The sequence below is a fragment of the Acidovorax sp. GW101-11A03 genome (assembly GCF_059424825.1).
Genome location: NZ_JBWKZU010000036.1, coordinates 24837 through 44620, shown reverse-complemented (window position 1 = coordinate 44620; position 19784 = coordinate 24837). Strand labels below are relative to the sequence as shown.

Sequence of the window (19784 nt, the reverse complement as noted above, 5' to 3'; positions counted from 1 at the left end):
CGACCATGAAGCTCTGCCACTGGAACGATCTGCCCGATGGTGAGTCGCGGGGCTTTGACCCCGCAGGCCGTGGGCAGGACACGGTGCTCATCGTGCGCCAGGGCGAGCGGCTGTACGCCTATGCCGATCTGTGCCCCCACCTGGACACCCCCATGGCATGGCGCAAGGACAAGTACCTGAATGCAGCAGGCGATCGCATCGTCTGCGCGGCACACGGCGCGCTATTTGACATCACCAATGGGCTGTGTACCTTGGGCCCGTGCCTGGGCGACGCCTTGGTGCCCGTGCCATTGACAGTACAAGCGAACGGCGAGATCCACATCGCCCCTACCAATCACAAGGAGACAAACCCATGAGCCTTTCTCACCAACGCATTTTGATCATCGGCGGGGGCTTTTCCGGCATGGCTGCCGCCATCGAACTGCGCAAGCAGGGTGCCCAGGTGGACCTGGTAGAGATCGACCCCGGCTGGCGCAGCTACGGTGCGGGCATCAGCCTGGGGGGCGCCACGCTGCGGGCGTTTCGGCGCCTGGGAATTCTCGAAGCGTTTCTGGCGCAGGGCAACGCCTCGGACGGCGTGAATCTGCACCTGCCCCACGGCCCTCTGGTGGCCACCTTGCCCACGCCCCGCATTGCGGGGGGCGATGTTCCAGGCGGCGGCGCCATCATGCGCCCGGTGCTGGCCCGCATCCTGGCCGAGGCCACCCGCGCGGCGGGCACCAACGTCCGCCTCGGCTGCACCTTCTCTGCCATTGAGCAAGAGGCCAACGGCGTGCAGGTCACTTTCACCGACGGACAGCGCCAGCGCTATGACTTGGTGATTGGTGCCGACGGTCTGTACTCCAAGGTGCGTGAAGCGGTGTTTGAAAACGCCCCCCAGCCGCGCTACAGCGGCCAGGCCGTATGGCGCGCCGTCCTGCCCAGGCCGCCAGAGATCGACACCGCCACGATGTGGATGGGCCCGAAGATCAAACCCGGCGTGAACCCTGTCTCCAAGACCGAGATGTACCTCTTTGTCACCGAGCCGCGCCCGACCAACGACCATGTTGATCCGGCCACCTTTGCGGACCGTTTGCGCGCATTGCTCGACGGGTTTTCCGCACCCACGCTGCAGTCCATCCGCAGCCAGATCGGACCGGACTCACAGATCGTTTTTCGTCCGCTCGAAGGCCTGCTCATGCCACGCCCGTGGTCGCGCGGCCGGGTGGTGCTGATTGGTGACACGGTGCACGCCACCACGCCGCATCTGGCGTCCGGGGCCTGCATCGGGATCGAGGACGCCTTGGTGCTGGCCGATGAACTGGCGGAGGCGGGCGATGTGCCGACTGCGTTGTCGGCCTTCGAAGCCCGCCGCTGGGAGCGTTGCCGCATGGTGGTCGAAAACTCCGCCCGACTGGGTGAGATCGAGATCGAAGGCGGCGACAAGGAGGAGCACTCGCGCATCATGCGCGAGTCCCTCATGGCGTTGTCCCAACCCATCTGAGGCGAGGTGCGCATGATCACAACCCAATCGCTGCGGGGCCGGGTGGCCCTGATGGTGGGCCACTGCGCAGGCATGGTGGATCTGGTGGCCTTGCCCGTCTGGGTGGGCACGCTGATATCGGTGTACCGCTTCGACCCGCAGCAGGCCGGCTTGCTGGCGACGCTGTTTTTGGCTGGAGCGGTGGCCGCCAGCCTGGTGTTAGCGCCGTTCTTTCAGTTGTTGCGCGGGCGCACCGTGGCGACCTGCGGCTTTGCCGGCGCGGCCGTGGCGTTTGCCGTGGCGTCCACCACCACCCAGTTCGCCTTGTTGGCGCTGCTGCATGCGGGGGCAGGTATTGCTGCGGGCACGGCCCTGAGCGTTACCCATGGCACCATTGCCCGCAGCCCCAACCCCCACCGCATGTTCGCCCTGGTGGGCATGGCACTGGGGGTATTTGCCATCGCGTTCCTGGGGGGCACCCCCGTGCTGGTGGCCAAGCTGGGTGGACCCGCGTTGTTCCAGGTCTTTGCCGGCGTCATGGCAGTGGGCGCGGTGGTGGCGGCTCTGGCGTTTCCCGAGGCCGACAGCGTAGGCGGCGCGGCCACTTCGCGGGCTCCGGCTGCGCCTCTGCCCGCTGCGGTCTGGTGGGGCGTGTTGGGCATTGCGGCGCTGGGCCTGGTGCAGTCCATGACCTTCAGCTTTCTGGAGCGCGTGGGCAGTGACCGGGGCTACGGACTTCAGGCCGTCACCGGCGTGCTGATTGCCCTGGGCGTCGTCAACCTCTTTCCCGCAGCGTTGGCCGCTGTGCTGGAAAAGCGCTGGGCTGCCCGCAGCGTTCTGCTGTCGGGACCTGCGCTCCAGGCCTTGCTGGTGGTGGTGATCATGAACTCGCCCGTGTTTGCGCCCTATGCCGCAGCCGCCGCCGTGTTTGCGGCCGTGATGATCTTCACGCACACCTTTGCCTTTGGCGTGCTGGCGCGGCTGGACCCCAGCGGCCGAGCCTTGGCCGCCACCCCCGCCATGCTCATGTTCGGTGCGGCCATTGGGCCCATCCTCGGCGGCACCTTGGTCAAGGCCTGGGGCTATGGCAGCCTGGGGGTTGCGGCTTTGGTGATAGACGCGGTGGCGGTCTATGCATTTGCACGCATCCACCGTGCCCCGGGTACTGCAGGCGCAGTGAAAGGCATGGCATGAGCAGCCCCGTTGCCTTTGCGCAGACGCAGCCCCGGCTCAGCCGCCGTGCCTGCCTGGTAGCGACTGCAGCGGGCATGGCTGCGCCGTGGGTCCAAGCGCAGCCGGGTCGGCACATCACCTTCATCGTTCCCCAGCCTGCGGGTAACCCCAGTGATGTGTTCGCTCGCAAGCTCCAGACGGTGATGCAGCGCGAACTGGGTCAGACCATCGTCATCGAGAACCTGCCGGGCGCCGGTGGCTCCATCGGTGTACAGCGCATGCTGAACGCGCCTGCCGATGGTGCGACGGTGGTGGTGGTTTCGCAGACCGAGCCCATCCTCACCCCGTTGTCGCTGGCCAGCGCGCGCTACAAGCCCGAGCAGATGCGCGCCATCGGCACACTGGGGCGCACCAGCTACGTGCTGGCAGGCCGGGCCGACATGCCCGCCACCACCCATGCGCAGTTGCTGGACATGGCGCGGCAAGCGGCTGCTGCTGGCAAGCCACTGACTTTCGGGCACATTGGGCAAGGCTCGATGATCCACCTGATGGGGACCCAGTGGGCACGCCTGTGTGGCGTGCCGCTGGTGCATGTGCCGTACCGGGGCGTGCCACCGGTGGTGCAGGACCTCATGGGCAATCAGATCGATCTGTCCTTTGTGCCACTGGGGGGCGCGGCGCTGAACATGCTGGAGACGGGCAAGCTGCGTGCCTTCGGCTGCACCGCCGCCAAGGCGCCTTCGCTGCTGCCGCACGTCGCACCGCTGAGCCAGCAGTCTGCAGCGCTCAAGGGCTTTGAATACACCGCCTGGGGTGCGCTGCTGGTGGCGCGCCATACCCCCGATGCGGCGGTGCATCGCCTGCACCAGGCCTTCGGTGTGGGCCTGCGCGACCCCAAGGTCCAGAGCTTTCTGCGCGCCAATGGCACCGAGCCCCAGGAACCGCTGTCGCTGCCCGCCCTCGACAAGTTTTACCAATCCGAAATCCAGATCCACCATGCCCTCGCCCGCACCGTGGGCGTGGTGCCCGAGTGAGCCTTGTACCCACTGCCATGACCAAACCCCCACGCCGCTTTGTGGACCTTTCCATTTATCTGGAAAACGATGTCCTCTCCGACCCGCCCCCCCTGGCGCCCAAGATCACGTACCAGAAGCACGCCGACACGCTGCCCGAGTTCATGGCCATGATCCCGGGCACCCAGCCTGAGGACTACCCCGATGGCGAAGCCGCAGCGGCCGAGTGGGTGACGCTCACCACGCACAACGGCACCCACCTGGATGCGCCGTGGCATTTTCATTCCACGCAGGATGCAAAGAACGGCGGTGCCCGCCCCTCCATCACCATTGACGAGGTGCCGCTGGAGTGGTGCTTTCAGCCGGGCGTGAAGCTGGACTTCCGCCACCTGCCGGATGGCTATGTGGCCACCGCCGCCGATGTGGAGGCCGAGCTGGCCCGCATCGGGCACACGCTGCAGCCGCTCGACATCGTGGTGGTCAACACCCGCGCTGGGTCGCGCTACGGGCACAAGGACTACCTGGGCGCCGGTTGCGGTATGGGCTACGAGGCCACCATGTACCTGCTGGAACGCGGTGTGCGGCTGACCGGCACCGACGCCTGGAGCTGGGATGCGCCGTTTTCATACACCGCCCAGCGCGTGGCCGAAACGGGCAACAAGGCCCTGATCTGGGAAGGCCACAAGGCGGGCCGCGACATCGGCTACTGCCATCTGGAGAAGCTGCACAACCTGGAGGCGCTGCCGCCCACCGGTTTCACGATCAGCTGTTTCCCCCACAAGATCCGCGGCGCCTCGGCAGGCTGGACGCGCGCGGTCGCCATTTTTGAAGATTGAGTCAGGAGTCCGTTCATGGGTTTTCCATCCATCCACCGCGTGGTCACCGGCCACAACACTCAAGCCCGGGCCGTGGTCGCCAGCCAGGGGCCGCTACCCACCGTGGTCGAGATTGCGGCCATTCCCGGTACGGTGTTCCATGAGGTCTGGAGCACTTCGCAGTCGCCCGCCGTCGTGGACAACGGCCCGGACCCTACGCTCGGTCCGCTGGTGCTGCCGCCCCCGCAGGGTGGCACGCGCATCCGGTTCGTGGACATTCCGCCCGATACGCCCGAGTTCCTCGCACGGGGTGCCGAGCGCATGCATGACGCCTTCAGCCAGATTGGCGATGCGGCCGCCTCCACGGTGAAAACCGACTCCCCCCACCCGCTGATGCACCGCACCGAATCGGTGGACTACGGCGTGGTGATTGAAGGCGAACTGACGCTGGTGCTGGACGAAGGCGAAGTGCCACTGCGCCCCGGCAGCGTGGTGGTGCAGCGGGGTACCAACCACGCCTGGGCCAACCGTTCGGGCGCTCCGTGCCGCATGCTGTTTGTGCTGGTGGACGGGCGCTTTGATGCGTCGGTGGCCGCACCTGCCAAGGAGCAGCCATGAGCACGCGTCGTCAATGTCTGGGCGCTGCAGCGTCCGCAGCGGTGGTCCCCTGGGCGTGGGCGCTGGCCTCGTATCCCGCGCGGCCGTTGAGCTGGGTGGTGCCTTACCCGGCGGGGGGCTTTGGCGACGCGATGTCGCGTCTGCTGGTGCAGAAGCTGGGAGAGCGCATGCAGCAAGCCGTGGTGGTGGAGAACAAACCCGGCGGTGCGGCGCAACTGGCGGCGCAGCACGTCAAGCAGCAGCCTGCCGATGGCCACACCCTGCTGTACGCAGACATCGGCCCGCTGGCCATGTACCCGGCGCTGTACGCCAAGCTGAGCTTCAGCCCACTCAAGGACTTTGCGCCCCTGACGCGGTTGTTCAGGTCGCCGCTGGTCGTGGTCGTGCCTGCGGGCAGTCCGTTCCAGACACTGGCCGACCTGTTGCGTGCAGCCGCTGCGGGGGATGGCCTCAACTATGGCTCGTACGGGCAGGGCAGCCAGCCCCATGTGTGGACCGAGCAGCTGCGCATCAATACGCGTTCGCGCATGACCCATGTGCCCTACCAAGGCGCAGCGCCCGCGCTGCAGGACCTGATGGCCGGGCGCCTGGACTTCATGTGCGATGTGGTGGCTTCGAGCCTGCCGCTGGTGCGCGAAGGCAAGCTGCGCGCGCTGGTCAGCGTGGGCAGCGAGCAGCGCCTGCAGGTGCTCCCCCAGGTGCCTACCCTGACCGAGGCCGGGCATGCGGACCTCGATATTCCGGGCTGGAACGGTGTGATGGTGCGCGCGGGCACGCCTGCGCCGGTGGTCGAGGTGCTGCACAAGGCCGTGGTGGCCGCGCTGGAATCGCCCGAGGTGCTGGGCCGCTACCGCCCGCTGGGCCTGGAGCCTGCACCACTCACGCCAGCTGCATTCGGCGAGTTCATCCAGAGCGAATCGCAGCGGTGGGGTTTGGCCATTCGCCAGGCCGGGATCAAGGTCGAATGAGCCTCTTTGACCTGCAGGGCCGCACCGCCCTGGTCACGGGGGCCACCCAGGGCTTGGGTCTGGCGATTGCGCGCACCCTGGCCGAGCAGGGCGCCCGGGTGGTGGTCTCCGACCGCTATGCACTCGCCTGCGAACAGGTGGCTGCATCGTTGCCGAACGCCATCGGTGTTGCTGCCGACATGGCCGCGCCAGCTGACATCGCTGCGCTGGTGGAGCGCGCCGGGCCCTTGGACATCCTCGTATGCAACGCCGGCATTCAGGGGCCGGCCGGCCCTCTGGCTGATGCCAGCGATGCCGACTGGCATCAGGTGTTTGACATCAACCTGCGGTCCGCAGCGCGGCTGTGTGCACTGGCGTTGCCTGGCATGGCGGCGCGGGGCGGTGGCAGTGCCGTGCTCATCTCCAGCATTGCGGGCCTGCGCGGCAACCGTTCGATTGGCCTGTACGGTCTGACCAAGGCGGCCCTGGCCCAGCTGGCGCGCAACCTGGCCGTGGAGTGGGGCCCAGCGGGTGTGCGGGTCAATGCCGTGTCGCCCGGCCTCATCCGCACGCCGCTGGCCGAGCAGCTCATGGCTGATGAAGCCTTCATGGTCAGGCGTGTGCAGGCCACGCCACTGCGGCGCGCTGGAGAACCCGAGGAAGTGGCTGGTGTGGTCGCCATGCTGGCCAGCCCGGCCGGGGCCTTTGTGACTGGACACAACCTGGTGGTCGATGGCGGCACCACCATCAGCGATGGGAGTTGAAAACATGTACCACATGCTGAGCTGCAGATCGGCGTACAACGCTCGCCCGCCTTGTCCGCCGTTTTGCTCTCCGTTGCCGAAATGCCGGGCCTGGCGGACTTCCAGGTTATCGGCTGGTTTGGCCAGGTGTGCACCACCGGGTGCTCCCAACCAAACCGCGCGCGATTTCGGCACATTTCTGACCGCAGAGACCGACCGCTATGCCCGCGTGATCCGGGCGGCGGGGCTGCGAATGGAAACACCTTCTTCTTGATAGGACTGGCGATGCGATTTGCAACTTTGAAAGACGGCAGCTTGGACGGCCGCCTGGTACTGGTTTCATCCAACGGTCTGCAGGCCGTCGATGCCGCTCCAATAGCTGCGAGCCTGCTGGGGGCCTTGCAGAACTGGGACGCTTTGGAACCCGCTTTGCGTGAGCGCACGGCAGCGCTGGAGGCGGGCACCGCAACCGGCATCTTTGCGTTCGATCCCGCCGCCTGCAGCGCGCCGTTGCCACGCAGCCCGCAGTGGCTCGATGCATCTGCGTTCCTCAACCATGGACGCTTGATGGAGCGCGCCTTCAACACGCCACCCATCCCGCATTTCGACACCATCCCGGTCATGTACCAGGGCGCGAGCGACGACTTTCTGGGCCCGCACGATGATGTACCAATGCCCAGCGAGGCCGACGGCATCGATTTCGAAGGCGAGTTCGGCGTCATCTGTGGCCCGGTACCCATGGGCGTGACGCCTGAAGCGGCATTGGGCTGCGTGCGTCTGGTCGTGCAGATCAACGACTGGAGCCTGCGCGCGCTGGGCCCGCACGAAATGAAGACGGGCTTTGGCTTTTTGCAAGCCAAACCCTCCACCAGCTTTGCCCCGGTCGCAGTGACCCCTGATGAGCTGGGCGACGCCTGGCAAGGGGGGCGGGTGCATCTGCGGCTGCATGTGGATTCCAACAGCCAGTGGTTTGGCCACCCCCATGGGGGCGAGATGAGTTTCAGCTTTGGCCAGCTGATTGCCCACGCGGCCCGCACACGGCGACTCACGGCGGGCACCATCATCGGTTCGGGCACGGTGTCCAACCAGGGGCGCGATGCAGGCTCTGCTTGCCTGGCCGAGCGGCGCGTGATCGAGATACTGGACGAAGGTGCGGCCAAGACACCGTTCATGCACTACGGCGACACCGTGCAGATGCAGGCGCGTTGGCCCGATGGCCGCGAGGGGCCGTTTGGTGTCGTGAGCCAGCGCGTGGTGCCACCCGGTTCGGAGCAGCGCTGATGCATGTCCTCATCACGGGCGCCGGGGGTTTTGTAGGGGCCGCCCTGGCGCGGCGCCTGCTGGGGCCGTCCCCGATGCTGGCGGGTCAGCGGCCTGTGCGCTTGACCCTGGTGGACCGGATGGCCCCCGCCCAGGTGCCGCCGCCCAGTGTGCGCTGGCATGCGGGCAGTTTTGCCGCCCCCGCACTTCTGCAGGCCATGCGCGAGGACCCTCCAGGCTGCGTGTTCCACCTTGCCAGCGTGCCCGGTGCGCTGGCAGAGCGTGACCCGTCGCTGGGTGTGCAGGCCAACTTGCTCGATACCGTGGCCTTGCTGGAGGCGCTGGCCGGTGGAGTGCGCGAGGGCGGTGGCAGCGCTCCACGCGTGGTGTTTGCGAGTTCTGTTGCGGTGTATGGGGCGGTCGGACCATCCCCTGTGTCCGAGTCGCAGGCGCCCCAGCCCTTGTTGAGTTATGGCACCCACAAATGGGCGACGGAGTTGCTGCTGGCTGACTACAGCCGCCATGGTGAACTGGACGCCTGCAGCCTGCGCTTGCCCGGTGTGGTGGCCCGCCCGTCTGCTGAAACCGGTCACGGCTCGGCATTCATGAGCCAGATCTTTCATGCGCTGCGCTCCGGACAGTCCTACACCTGCCCGGTGTCGCCCCAGGCCACGGCCTGGTGGATGTCGCTGGAGCGTTGCCTGGACAACCTGCTGCACGCCGCACAGCTTCCGGCAACCACCATTCCATTGTCCCGGTGCTGGCAGCCGCCTGTGCTGCAGGCTTCGGTCGGGGCGGTGGTCCAGGCCATGGCGCAGTCCCTCGGCCAAGATGCGCAAGCGGGTATCCGCTACGCACCCGACCCACACATCGAGGCGTTGTTTGGCCGGTTGCCGACCATGCAAACTCCCCAGGCTGAAGCCGCCGGGTTTGCGCACGATGGGTCGGTTGAGGCACTGGTGGAGCGAGTGATGCGCCACTTGGGCATTGCGGAGCAGGCAGCGCTCTTGCATGGTTAGCCAAGGTGCTCTGGTCGTTGCCGGCACGGCTGCCTGGATGTAGAGGGGGGGCGTCGCCGGGCGGCAGGCGAACTGTTGTGCTGCAACTGGTGGGGCAGGTCAACAGCTGGCTTTGCATGCCCGGCGATGATTTTCTGACGGAGATGGCGTGACTTCCTTGCATCCGAGCGAACCTTTGCCGGTTGGCAGACACCGCGCCACGGGTGGGGGCGACGCCCAAAGTGAGCATGGAGGGGCTTGTCATTGGGCGCGATGCTTGTCGGCCTCAGCGGACCACCAGGGTCGGCCCCCTGGCCAAGTGCAAGATCTTGTACGCCACTGAACCCATGAACAGGGACTCGGCAGCGGTCAGGCCCTGCGAGCCGATGGCGATGCCGCAGCTGCCGAGGGCATGGGCCAGGCCCACGATCTCTGTTGCGGCGTCGCTCCCCATGAGGGCATGCAGGTGCCAGTGCAGGGCGGCGGCCTCCAGCAGCTCGCGGGCGGGGGCCATGGCGGTCCAGCCGCGTTGCACCAGTTCGGTTTCGGCGGCCTCTAGGCTCAGCCAGGGCTCTACATGCACCAGATCCACCTCGGCGTGGGGCGCGAGTGCCGCCAGGCGTGCAGCCATCGCGGCGGCGCGCAGTGCGCAGGCCGAGCCATCTACCGCCACCAGCCAGCGTGCACGGCCCGTGCCCACCGGGCTTGAGCCCGTGCTGTGCCAGGTCGCGGCAACCAGGCGGCCCATGCTGTCGCGCCGCGCCAGGTCGGGCGCGGGCAGGGCGTCTGGCAGGGCCGTGGTGGTCATGATGCGCTCCGGGGTGGCCGGTGGCCTGAGAACTTCAGGCTGAGCACCACAGAAATCAGGATGATCGCGCCCACGATCGGCAGCGACCACTGCACCGGCATGTGGAACCAGGGCATGGCCAGCATCTTGCCGCCGATGTAGATCAGCACCAGGGCCAGGCCGTACTTGAGCAGGTGAAAACGCTCGGCCATGTCGGCCAGCAGAAAGTACAGCGCCCTCAGCCCCATCACGGCGAAGATGTTGGAGGTGAACACGATGAACGGATCGGTGGTCACGGCAAAGATCGCCGGAATGCTGTCCACCGCAAAGACCAGGTCGCTGGCCTCGATCATCACCAGCACCAGGAACATGGGGGTGGCATACCGCAACCCATTGATGTTCACAAAAAAAGCCTGGCCATGAAAGCCGGGCGTGATGCGCATGTGGCCGCGCAGCCAGCGCAGCAGCGGGTTCTGGTCCAGGTCGGGCTTCTGGTCGGCCATGACCAGCATCTTGATGCCGGTCACCACGAGAAACAGGCCGAACACATACAGCACCCAGGCGAATTCAGACACCAGCCAGACGCCGCCCAGGATCATGACTGCGCGCATGGCGATGGCCCCCAGCACGCCATACAACAGCACGCGGCGCTGCAACTCGGGCGGGACGGAGAAGTAGGTGAAGATCATCACAAACACGAACATGTTGTCCACCGACAGGGCCTGTTCGATCAGGTAGCCGGTGAAAAACTCCAGCGCCTTGCGGTTGGCGATCTCGCGGCCGACGGCGCCATCCAGGTACCACCACAACAGGGCGCCAAACGTGCTGGCCATGGCCACCCAGGCCGTGGCCCAGCTCGCAGCTTCTTTCGCCGATACGCGGTGGGCCTTGTTGCCACCGAGCACGAACAGGTCCAGCGCCAGCATGACCAGCACAAAGGCGATGAACCCGGCCCACATCGGGGCGGTGGCCAAGGATTCGATGGTGTGCATCTGTAGCCCCTGGGGCGGCGTGGCTCGCCGTGCTGTGTGGCGGTGGAGAGGGGTGGCGCGGTCGGTCTGGCGGCCCCGCCGTGGTGCCTCAGCTGGCAGCCATCCACAGCACCAGGATGCCCGCCCCTACCCCTGCGGGTATGCCAAAGCGTTCGAGCTTCGAGGCGGGTTCGCCAGCAATCACTTCCACCGGCACGGTGCTGCGTTCGATCACCTGGTTGGTGATGGAGTGCTCCACCAGGCGCACCAGCGAACTCTTGCGTGCGGTGCTCATCAGGATGCAGTCGCACGCCAGCCGGCGCGCCACGGCCACGATGCAGTCAGCCTTGTCGCCGACCTCGTAGTGGACGGTGTAAGGAACTCCGGCCGCATCCAGGGCCTGCCGCACAGGCGCAAGCGCGAGGTCGGCTTGCTCGCGGTGGAAGTCGGCCCGATCGCTTTTGTTGGTGAAGTCGCTCACATGCTTGGAGAACGGTGGCTGTACGTTGAGGACATGGACCTCCAGGCTGGGGTTCTTCTCGAACTCGCTGATCACGTGGCGTATGCCGTGTTGTGATTTGGGTGAGCCATCGGTGGGGACAAGGACTTTCAACATGGTGGTCTCCTTCACATGCATCGGTGTGGCGGTGCCATGCGCCCCGCGCCAGGCGCCTCGACGAGGCCCCACGATAGCCGCGCAGCCGGTTTGTAAAAGCAGATAATTGAGAAGCAACAGTTCTGAAAAACCGGAGAGACACCGGAGAACACCGGGAAGGTACCGAACCATGGGGCCCGACTTCAGCTATCGGCATCTCTACTACTTCTGGGTGGTGGCCAAGGAAGGAGGGGTTGCGCGCGCCGCCGAACGCCTGGGCATGGCCGTGCAGACCGTGAGCACGCAGGTGCGCGAGCTGGAGCGCTCTTTGGGTTATGCCCTGCTCAAGCCCGTAGGGCGCGGAGTGGCGCTCACCGATGCCGGGTTTGCCGCGATGCGGCAGGCCGAGCAGATTTTTCAGCTGGGGGAACAATTGCCCGCGGCCGTGCGGGATGCCGTGGGCGCCCCCGTGGTGCGCCTGGTGGTGGGGATCTCCGACGACCTGCCCAAGCTGGCCGTGCACAGCCTCATGCAGCCGGTGATGCAGGAGCCCAACCTGCGGCTGCTGTGCCTGGTGGACGAGTTCGAGGACCTGCTGGGCGACCTCGCACTGCATCGGCTTGACGTGGTGCTGGCCGACCGCGCTGCGCCGCCCAACCCCAACCTGAAGGTCTACAGCCATCTGCTGGACACATCGCCCTTGGCCTGGTACGCGCCAGCGCCCTTGCAGACGGCCGCACGGCGGGGGTTTCCGCAGTCCCTGTCCCAGGTGCCGGTGCTGCTGCCCACCCACCATGCCGCAGTGCGCGCCCGCATCGACCAGTGGTTCGAGCGCATGGCCATCCGGCCGCAGGTGGTGGGCGAGTTCGAGGACAGCGCCCTGCTCAAGACCTTTGGCGCGGCGGGCATGGGGGTGTTTCCGATGGCGGGCCTGGTGCACGACGACCTGACGGCCCGGTATGGCGTGAAGCGGGTGGGCGCGTGCGAAGGGGTGGAGGAGCACTTCTTTGCAATAGGTGCGCGCAAGAAAGTGCTGCACCCGCTGGTGGAGCGGTGGCTGTCGGCCGGACACTAGCAGCCCGTCGCACTTGGGTGGCGCAGTGCATACGGACCCCGGGGTGGTCAATTGCTATCGAATATATAGCTAAAAGTCCATATTGAACGCGCGCAGAGGCCGGTTTTTGTTTGAATTTTCAGCGCCTTGGGCAACGCAGGTGTTTCCAGCGCCGCCGCCAGGCGCGGTGGGCCAGGGCCGGTGACAATAGCGCCCCCGTCTGCCACATGGCCCCCAAGAAATGACACATCCCCCCGCCAGGAGCTGGAACAGCCAGTGGTTCGTGCCCACCGGCGAACAGCAGCAGGTGCTGCAGTCCAGCGCACCCGCCCTCATCATCAGTGCGCTGGCGGGCACGGGCAAAACCACCACGCTGTGCATGAAGGCCTGCCAGCTGCTGGCGGGCGTGGGGCCGCAGGGGCGCATCCTGGTGCTGGCCTATTCCCGCGCCGGTGTGACGGCGCTGCGCGACCGGTTTCTCAAACTCCACGGCGCCGTGCCCGCCAGCCTGGAGATCCTGACGATCGAGCAGCTCAGCGAACAGGTGCTCAAGGCCCAGGGCGATCCGGTGGTCAAGCTCGATGACCCGGTGCAGCGGCGCTTTTTGATCCTGCAGGCCCAGCAGGCGTTGCGCCAGGAACTGGCGCGCAGCCCGGACCCGGATGCCGACGCCGTGCTGGCGCATGACGTGGACATCGACGCTTTTCTGGCCTTCGAAGCCCTGGCCAAGAAACGGCAGCTGGACAAGCAGTGTGAGGACCATGGCGGCACCTTGCGGGATTTCTGTGAAGCGCAGGACCTGGACTACGGCCTGTACCGCCTGCTGCGGCACTACGAGCGCATGCGCGTGGGCATGGACCACGAACCCCGCTTCTATGCCGAGGGCGACTGCAGCTTCGAGCTGTGCCGCCAGCTCGACCTGCTGGGCTGGGATGAGCCCTGCGAGCCGCTGATGGGGCGCTATGGCGCGGTGCTGTTTGATGAACTGCACGACCTGGACGAAGGCGCGCTGACGATTTTGCGCAAGCTGGTGCAAAGCCACAACGGCGTGTTTGTGGGCGCGGGCGACTTCAACCAGCACATCCATGAGGGCGCTTTCTCGGTGTTTGGCGGCGCGCTGCAGCACATGCTGGGCAGCCTGCCTGCGGGCACGGAAGTCCTGCGCATTCACACCACACGCCGCTTTGGCGCGGAGATATGTGCGGCCCTCAATCCCTTGTTCGGGGTGGAGTTTGCGTGTGCTGCGCAGAGTTCAGACTCGTTCGTGCACCTGGGCTACGACACCGACGCGCACTGCGCGCAGCAGCTGGTGGAGCTGCACACCCAGATTGTTCAGGGCTGGGGCGGCCTGCGGGCTGACACATCCGACAAGGCCGACAAAGGCGCGCACAGCGCGCTGAACGTGGTGCTGCGCAACCCGCAGGACAGCATCCTGCTGGAGTGGGTGTTTGGGCACGAAGGCGTGCACTACGGCTGCCAGGGGATGGGCGCCTTCTACCTGCGCCGCGAAGTGGCCCTGGTGCTGGGCCTGATGTGGGCGCTGGACGGCGACAGCGCCGCAGAGCGACCCCTGACCCCGGGGATCGTGGCCGCCGCCATCCAGGGGCTGCTGCACTATGGCCGCCGCAACGCCCGGCCCGATGCGGTGGACCCCGACGTGCTGGCCCAGGGCCAGTTTGACGATGCAGGCTGGAGCGTGGGTCCGGGGGCCAGCGAAAGCCAGCAGCTGGCCGCGACCCTGCATGGCAATGCGCCGCTGATGCAGCGCTACATCGTGCACGGCACGCTGGACCGCAATGCCCCGGCGCTCGCAGACGCCTGTGCCCAGGCCATGGCGCTGGGGCCGGAAGTGCTGGCCGATGCGGGCGCGTTCTTCAGCCATGCGCTGGTGCGCCGCATCTTTGACGATGCCGCCATCCATGGCGTGGAGCGGCAGGCCTGCCTGGCCAGCCTGGAGCAATTGGCACGGCTGGCGCAGGGCATGCCTGCAACCGAGTTCCTGGGCCGCCTCACGCTCATGGCCACCACCAGCATTGCGATGTACCAGGCCAAGGAGCCCGTCACCCTGCGCCTGCTGAGCGTCGAGGCGTGCAAGGGGCGCGAGTTCATGTTTGTGGCCGTGCCGTTTGTGGAGCGCGGGCGGTTTCCGGGCCCGGCCTCGCATGCAGAGGCCTACCGCGAGCGCAACATGCTGTACGTGGCCATGACCCGTGCGCGCACGGCGCTGTGGCTGCTGGAGAGTGCTGCGCGGCCGGTGAGCCCGGGGCCGGTGTAGCCAGGGCTGCCAGGGAGGGGGCTTAGACCTTGCCGCGCCCCTTGCGCGGGGCGCGCGCGGCCTGTGCGGGCGCCCGGGTGCCTGCCTGGTCGAGCCACAGCAGGGCGTCCATCTGGGACATGAAGCGCCGCAGGTAGTCGGGCGACAGCGCGCGCATCAGGCTCAGCGAGCGCAGCACCAGCTTGTGCGAGTTCAGCGGGCCCGCGTTTTCGGGCCCCCGGTGCAGGGCCTGCACCACCTGCTGCTCGGCCGAGATCTTGGACCAGACCTCGCTGAACTGGCGCACGCTTTTCATGTCGGGCAGGTGTGTGCCTGCGCTGGCGTGCAAGGGGTCGGTGGCGGCGGCATGGGGCTCGGCCGATGCGCGGGCCATCAGCTCGCGGTTGAGCCGGGCCAGGGGGGATGGCGCAGCGGTTGCCGGGGTCGCCCCCGTGCCGGGTGCCGCCGCTGCGGTGGCGGCAGACCGGGCCTCGCAGGCATAGGTGGCCACGGCCTGCTCCAGCCGCTGCGCCAGCACCTGCTGCACGGCTGCGGGCTGGCCCGGCAGGCGCTGCGCCAACACCTCCAGGTAGTGGAAGCGGGCCGGGTTGTGGCGCTGTAAGCCTTCGGCGCGCAGCGTCTCCAGCATGGCCTCGCCGGGCTGTTCATTCATGGTGCGGGGCTGGTGTGTTCGAGGCCTTGGGCACCGGGGCCATTTCCACGCGCCGGTTCTGTGCGCGACCCTTTTCATCGGCGTTGTCGGCCACGGGCTGCTCGGCGCCAAAGGCGGCGGCAAACACCTGGGACGAGGGCATGCCCTCGTCGATGAGCGCGCGGGCCACCGTGAGGGCCCGCTGGGCCGACAGCTCCAGGTTGTCGGCAAAACGCTGGTGGGGGCCGCGCAGCAGCGTGGTGTTGTCGGTGAAGCCGCTCACCATCAGCATTTCATCGCGCTCGCGCAGGTAGACCTGCAGGGGCTGCACCAGGCTCTTGAGCAGCTGGCGGCCTTCGGGGCGCAGCTCGTCGGAGCCCGTGGCAAACAGCACGCTGCCGCTGATGCCGATGCGGCCGTTGTTCACCGTGACGCGGCCGCTGGCCAGCGGAATGGCCAGGGCTTTCTCCAGCGCCATGCGGCGCTGTTCCTCCTGCTGGCGCTTTTCCACCTCCTGCTTGAGGCTGGCCACCAGGTCGATCTGCACCACCAGCACCCCGGCCAGGATCAGCACGAACGCGCCCAGCAAACCGGCCATGAGGTCGCCGAACACGGCCCACACGGGGGCCGTTTGCTCGGCGCTGTCATCCAGGGTGTCGTCCAGGCCGGTCACGCGGCGGCTCCCTCAACAGCGGCTGCGGCCACGCTGGCAGGTCGGCCCGCGTTGCCATGCAGCCTGCGCAGGTCTTCCACAATGCCCTGCTGGGCGCTGATGCTCAGGTCAATCACCTCGCGCGCCTGGGCCACGTAGTAGGCCAGTTGCTCGTCGCTGCGGTTCATCGACTGGCTGATGGCGCCCTCGATGCTCTGCAGGCCTTCCACCAGCTTGTCGTTGCTGGCGCTGAACAGGCCCACGCCATGGCCGAAAGCCTCGCCCAGGCTGGACAGCTCCACCGCGCTGGCAGCCACATGGGCGGCCACTTCGTCCACCTTGCCAGCCTGTGCGCCCAGCGCCTGGGCAAACTGGTCGCCCGCCTGTTCCAGTACCCGGGCGGCGGAGCCGACCAGGGCGTCGATGGCCGCGCGCTGCTGCACGGCGGCATCGTTCACCGCGTGCAGCAGGGTGCCCAGCTGCTCCACCATGGCGGTGCGCTCGGCCAGCGCGGTGTTATCGCGCTCGCTCATGCGCGCCATTTCCTGGCGCAGCTGGGTGATGACCTCGGCCGCCGCCTGCGGCACGTCGGATGCGGTCTGCAGCAGGCGCGTGAGCGGCGCCTCCAGCGCCGACCCGAGCGTGGCCAGGTGCTGTGCGACGGCGGCCTGCAGCGTGTCGAGCCGCTCCACGGCGGCCTGGCCGCGCTGGGCTTCGGCATCGCGCAGGGCCTGCAGCTCGGTGCGCCACACGCTGGTGAGTTCGTCCATGCGCTGGCCCTGGGCCTGCACCCACTGGGCCTCGGTGGCAAGGCGCGTGCGCAGCAGGGTGTCCGACTGCTCCATCAGCGCCGCCGTGCTGCCCAGGGTGCGCGCCACCTGCTCGGTCATGCGCTCGGTGACCTGGGTGGCGGTGGCCTCCAGCGCCTGGCACACGCCCTGCTGCTGGGCCACCGCTTGCTCGCCCACACGCTGCCACTCGGCCGTCAGGGCGCCTGCCATGCCGTCCATGGAGCGGCTCCAGGCCTCCAGCCGCTGCTGGTCGGCGGCGAGCTGGGTGGTGTGCGATTGGGCCACGGTGTTGTTCAGGGCCTCCAGCCAGGCGCTGGAGCGCTGGTCGAGTGCCTGGCTGGCGGTTTGCAGCGTGTGGCCGATCTGGGTGGCCGTGCCTTCGAGTGCCTGGCAGGCTGCCTGCTGCTGCGCCACGGTGTGTGCGCCCACCTGCTGCCATTCGGCGCTGAGGGTGCTGGCCAGGCCTTCCATGGTGCGGCTCCAGCCCTCCGTGCGCTGCTGGTCGGCCGCCAGCTGGGCCGCGTGCGATTGGGCCACGGTGTCTTGCAGGGCGGCGAGCAGGGCGTCTGCGCGCTGGTCGAACGCCTGGGTGGCGCTGTGCAGGGTGTGGCCGATCTGCGCGGCAGCGCCCTCCAGCGCCTGGCCCACGCCCTGCTGCTGTGCCACCGTCTGAGCGCTGGCCTGCTGCCATTCGGCGGCGAGTGTGGTGGCCATGCCGTTCAAGGCGTCGCGCCAGCCTTCCAGGCGCTGCGCGTCGGCGGCGGCCTGGGTGGCTTGCAACTGGGTGGCCGATGCCTGCAGCGAGGCCAGCAGGGCGCTGGAGCGCTGGTCAAACGCCTGGGTCACGGTCTGCAGGGACTGCTCCAGCTGGGCCACCAGCGTGGATTGGGTCTGGCTGTGGCTTTGCAAGGCGGTGGTCCAGGTGTCGGCCACCTGGCGGGCCGTGCCCTCCCATTGGCCCGACAGCGCCTGCATCTGCGCATCGGTGGTGGCGCGCAGGCGGTCGTGCGAGCGCTGGGCCTCCTGGGCCAGGGTGGCCATGGCTTGCTCCACCACGGGGCGGATGGCCTCTCCGGCCTGGCGTGCACTGGCGCCCAGGCTGTCTTGCAGCGAGGTGCCCACGGCGCTGGCCAGCTGGGTGTAGGCGGCAGCGGCTTCGCGGTGAAATTCTTGCTGCTGCGTCACCAGCTGGGTGCCCAGCTGTTCGTTGCGCCGCTCCAGCCCTTCCGCCAGGCCCTGCAGGCGCTCAGCGATCAGGGGCAGGGCCTGGGCCTGTGTCTGCAGGGCGTGCAGCATCTCGTCACGCCGATGGGCGGGCGAGAAGGGGCGGAACAGGGTGGGGATGTGGGCATCCAGCAGGCGCACGGCCGCCAGCCGCTCGCGGCGGCTCAGCGCCGACAGCAGGCCCAGCATGGCCGAGGCGGCCACACCGGCCACCGAGGTGCCAAACGACAGGCCCAGCCCCTTGATGGGCGCCGACAGCGCGGCGCGGATCGACTCCAGGCTGGACGAGGTTTCCAGCGCAGACATGGTGCCGCTGAAGGTGATCACCATGCCGAGGAAGGTGCCCAGCATGCCCAGCATGACCAGCAGGCCCACCAGGTAGGGCGTGAGGGCGGGGCCTGGCAGTGCCACACGCTCGCCTTCGATGCGCTGGCGCACGGGGTGGCGCAGCGCGGGGGCCAGGCGGCCCAGCCAGCCGTTCAGGTCGGCCAGCGGTGCTGGTCCTGCCGTGCCGTCGGTCAGCGCGCGCCCCAGGGACTGGGTGGCGGCGCGGAATTGCCACAGCTCATAGGCCCCCAGCACATAGACCGCGCCAATCACCGCCGTCATGGCCAGCGCCAGGGGGCTGGTTCCGACAAAGCCCCAGCCCACCCAGCCCACGGCCGCCAGGCCCACGGCGAAGACGGCGGGCATCACACTCTTGTTCATTCCTGTTGTCCTGTTTTCTCGTTGTGGGCGGCTTCCAGCAGCCCCGTGATGGGTAGCAGGCGCACTTGCATCTCGGCCAGCAGCAGCGCCTGCATGTCTTGTTCAAAAGCCCACAGCCAGCCGCCTGGCTGGCGCCAGCGGTGCGGCTCATCGGCCAGGCCCCGGGCCTGCAGCGCCTGCTGGTGCGCCTGGTGGCGGTAGGCCAGGCGGCGCTCCAGGTGGCTGGGCAACGACGCCCACAGCCGCTGCTCGCGCGCGCCCAGCATCTGCTCCATGACGGCATCCAGGGCCGCCAGCTGCCGCAGGGCGGGGCGGCCCTTGGCGATGGCATGGCGCACCTGGGCCCGCAAGGCCAGCAGGCGCGTGTCCATCTGCCGCTGCAGCTCCAGGTAGCGGGGGGCATGGGCACCAAAGTCTGCATCGGCTTCGGGGTCGGGCAGCGCCACGGGGGTGTTGTCGGCCCGTGCGCGCAGGGGCTTGGGGGCTGCGGCCCGGGCCGTGAGCAGTGCGGACAGGTCCGCCTGGGCTTTCTGGACAAAACGGTCCAGTGCGGCCAGGTCGATGGCCATGCCGGGTTCTGCCCCTGTGCGTCCTGCCTCTGGCAAGGATTCGATGGCATGCAGCGCCCGGCTGAGCTGTACGGCGTCCACCGTGCCCAGCCACTGGCTCAGCGTGTGCGCCACATCGGGCTGCGGTAACTGCGTTGCCCGCGCGCCATCGTCCCGCGCCCATTGTTGGAGCAGGACAACAAGGCGTGAGCTGTTGAGTCGGTGGTGCAGGTACATCCCGTGGAGGCCATTCACTGTGCTGGCACCCCGCACCGGATCGCTCCGGGTGCGGGGGCATCAGGGAACGGGTCCCCAGTGGGCAAAGCCCGCTATTTTCGCAGGAACGCCGAACCGGCCCGCCCGGGCTGGGAGGGCGTTGCAGGTGTTACATGTCCGGAACCCCTTGGAAAGAGGGGAAAATGGCGCAGCGTTGCGGCGGGATCCTTGCACCGGGGGCGCTATGACCCTGGGAGGGCTGGCGGGCCTTGGCCAGCAGTGCTGACGGTCCCGCCAAGGGGC

Annotated in this window: 19 protein-coding genes; 12 read left to right on the top strand and 7 right to left on the bottom strand. The window is 67.9% G+C overall.

What is annotated here, in order from left to right; all coding sequences use genetic code 11:
* Positions 1-5: 5 nt before the first annotated feature.
* The 10 genes from AC07Z7_RS15720 to AC07Z7_RS15675 all read left to right on the top strand — a co-directional run bounded on the left by AC07Z7_RS15720 (position 6) and on the right by AC07Z7_RS15675 (position 9050).
* Positions 6-356, top strand: a complete 351-nt coding sequence (locus AC07Z7_RS15720) for a Rieske (2Fe-2S) protein (protein ID WP_094291571.1) — start codon at positions 6-8, stop codon at positions 354-356.
* Positions 353-1483 carry an FAD-dependent oxidoreductase gene (locus tag AC07Z7_RS15715; RefSeq protein WP_494766819.1) on the top strand — a complete coding sequence of 377 codons (1131 nt, stop codon included), beginning with the start codon at positions 353-355 and terminating at the stop codon, positions 1481-1483. Before AC07Z7_RS15720 ends, AC07Z7_RS15715 begins: the two co-directional genes overlap by 4 nt.
* Before the next feature lie 12 nt (positions 1484-1495).
* On the top strand, positions 1496-2656 hold the full coding sequence (locus AC07Z7_RS15710; protein ID WP_494766818.1) for an MFS transporter: 1161 nt from the start codon (positions 1496-1498) through the stop codon (positions 2654-2656).
* Positions 2653-3669 carry a Bug family tripartite tricarboxylate transporter substrate binding protein gene (locus tag AC07Z7_RS15705; RefSeq protein WP_494766817.1) on the top strand — a complete coding sequence of 339 codons (1017 nt, stop codon included), beginning with the start codon at positions 2653-2655 and terminating at the stop codon, positions 3667-3669. Before AC07Z7_RS15710 ends, AC07Z7_RS15705 begins: the two co-directional genes overlap by 4 nt.
* Before the next feature lie 17 nt (positions 3670-3686).
* Positions 3687-4484 (top strand): cyclase family protein, encoded by a 798-nt coding sequence (locus AC07Z7_RS15700; RefSeq protein ID WP_494766816.1) that lies wholly within the window; start codon positions 3687-3689, stop codon positions 4482-4484.
* Between the two features lie 15 nt (positions 4485-4499).
* Positions 4500-5081, top strand: a complete 582-nt coding sequence (locus tag AC07Z7_RS15695) for a cupin domain-containing protein (RefSeq protein WP_494766815.1) — start codon at positions 4500-4502, stop codon at positions 5079-5081.
* Positions 5078-6049 (top strand): Bug family tripartite tricarboxylate transporter substrate binding protein, encoded by a 972-nt coding sequence (locus AC07Z7_RS15690; RefSeq protein WP_494766814.1) that lies wholly within the window; start codon positions 5078-5080, stop codon positions 6047-6049. The genes AC07Z7_RS15695 and AC07Z7_RS15690 overlap by 4 nt, the downstream gene beginning before the upstream one ends.
* Complete coding sequence (locus tag AC07Z7_RS15685; protein ID WP_494766813.1) at positions 6046-6792, top strand: SDR family NAD(P)-dependent oxidoreductase; 747 nt, start codon at positions 6046-6048, stop codon at positions 6790-6792. The genes AC07Z7_RS15690 and AC07Z7_RS15685 overlap by 4 nt, the downstream gene beginning before the upstream one ends.
* A 264-nt stretch (positions 6793-7056) precedes the next feature.
* Complete coding sequence (locus tag AC07Z7_RS15680) at positions 7057-8052, top strand: fumarylacetoacetate hydrolase family protein (RefSeq protein ID WP_494766812.1); 996 nt, start codon at positions 7057-7059, stop codon at positions 8050-8052.
* Positions 8052-9050, top strand: coding sequence for an NAD-dependent epimerase/dehydratase family protein (locus AC07Z7_RS15675; RefSeq protein ID WP_494766811.1), 999 nt, complete (start codon positions 8052-8054; stop codon positions 9048-9050). The genes AC07Z7_RS15680 and AC07Z7_RS15675 overlap by 1 nt, the downstream gene beginning before the upstream one ends.
* 265 nt (positions 9051-9315) lie before the next feature.
* On the opposite strand, the gene AC07Z7_RS15670 is transcribed toward AC07Z7_RS15675, so the two are convergent.
* The 3 genes from AC07Z7_RS15670 to AC07Z7_RS15660 form a co-directional block, all read right to left on the bottom strand.
* Positions 9316-9837 carry a universal stress protein gene (locus tag AC07Z7_RS15670; RefSeq protein ID WP_494766810.1) on the bottom strand — a complete coding sequence of 174 codons (522 nt, stop codon included), beginning with the start codon at positions 9835-9837 and terminating at the stop codon, positions 9316-9318.
* Positions 9834-10808, bottom strand: a complete 975-nt coding sequence (locus tag AC07Z7_RS15665) for a TerC family protein (protein WP_494766809.1) — start codon at positions 10806-10808, stop codon at positions 9834-9836. The genes AC07Z7_RS15670 and AC07Z7_RS15665 overlap by 4 nt, the downstream gene beginning before the upstream one ends.
* A gap of 88 nt (positions 10809-10896) precedes the next feature.
* Positions 10897-11403 (bottom strand): universal stress protein, encoded by a 507-nt coding sequence (locus AC07Z7_RS15660; protein ID WP_094291705.1) that lies wholly within the window; start codon positions 11401-11403, stop codon positions 10897-10899.
* A 169-nt stretch (positions 11404-11572) separates the two neighbouring features.
* On the opposite strand from AC07Z7_RS15660, the gene AC07Z7_RS15655 reads away from it, so the two are divergent.
* Together AC07Z7_RS15655 and AC07Z7_RS15650 are read left to right on the top strand one after the other, a co-directional pair.
* On the top strand, positions 11573-12457 hold the full coding sequence (locus tag AC07Z7_RS15655) for a LysR family transcriptional regulator (protein ID WP_494766808.1): 885 nt from the start codon (positions 11573-11575) through the stop codon (positions 12455-12457).
* Between the two features lie 220 nt (positions 12458-12677).
* Positions 12678-14711, top strand: coding sequence for a UvrD-helicase domain-containing protein (locus AC07Z7_RS15650; RefSeq protein WP_494766807.1), 2034 nt, complete (start codon positions 12678-12680; stop codon positions 14709-14711).
* Between the two features lie 22 nt (positions 14712-14733).
* Here AC07Z7_RS15650 and AC07Z7_RS15645 read toward each other — a convergent pair whose 3' ends face one another.
* The 4 genes from AC07Z7_RS15645 to AC07Z7_RS15630 are packed head-to-tail and all read right to left on the bottom strand — an operon-like array spanning position 14734 to position 19502.
* On the bottom strand, positions 14734-15363 hold the full coding sequence (locus AC07Z7_RS15645; protein ID WP_494766806.1) for a DUF2894 domain-containing protein: 630 nt from the start codon (positions 15361-15363) through the stop codon (positions 14734-14736).
* Positions 15356-16015, bottom strand: a complete 660-nt coding sequence (locus AC07Z7_RS15640) for an OmpA family protein (RefSeq protein WP_494766805.1) — start codon at positions 16013-16015, stop codon at positions 15356-15358. The genes AC07Z7_RS15645 and AC07Z7_RS15640 overlap by 8 nt, the downstream gene beginning before the upstream one ends.
* Positions 16012-18717 carry a DUF802 domain-containing protein gene (locus AC07Z7_RS15635; RefSeq protein ID WP_494766804.1) on the bottom strand — a complete coding sequence of 902 codons (2706 nt, stop codon included), beginning with the start codon at positions 18715-18717 and terminating at the stop codon, positions 16012-16014. Before AC07Z7_RS15635 ends, AC07Z7_RS15640 begins: the two co-directional genes overlap by 4 nt.
* Positions 18714-19502 (bottom strand): DUF3348 family protein, encoded by a 789-nt coding sequence (locus AC07Z7_RS15630; RefSeq protein WP_494766803.1) that lies wholly within the window; start codon positions 19500-19502, stop codon positions 18714-18716. Before AC07Z7_RS15630 ends, AC07Z7_RS15635 begins: the two co-directional genes overlap by 4 nt.
* Between the last annotated feature and the right edge of the window lie 282 nt (positions 19503-19784).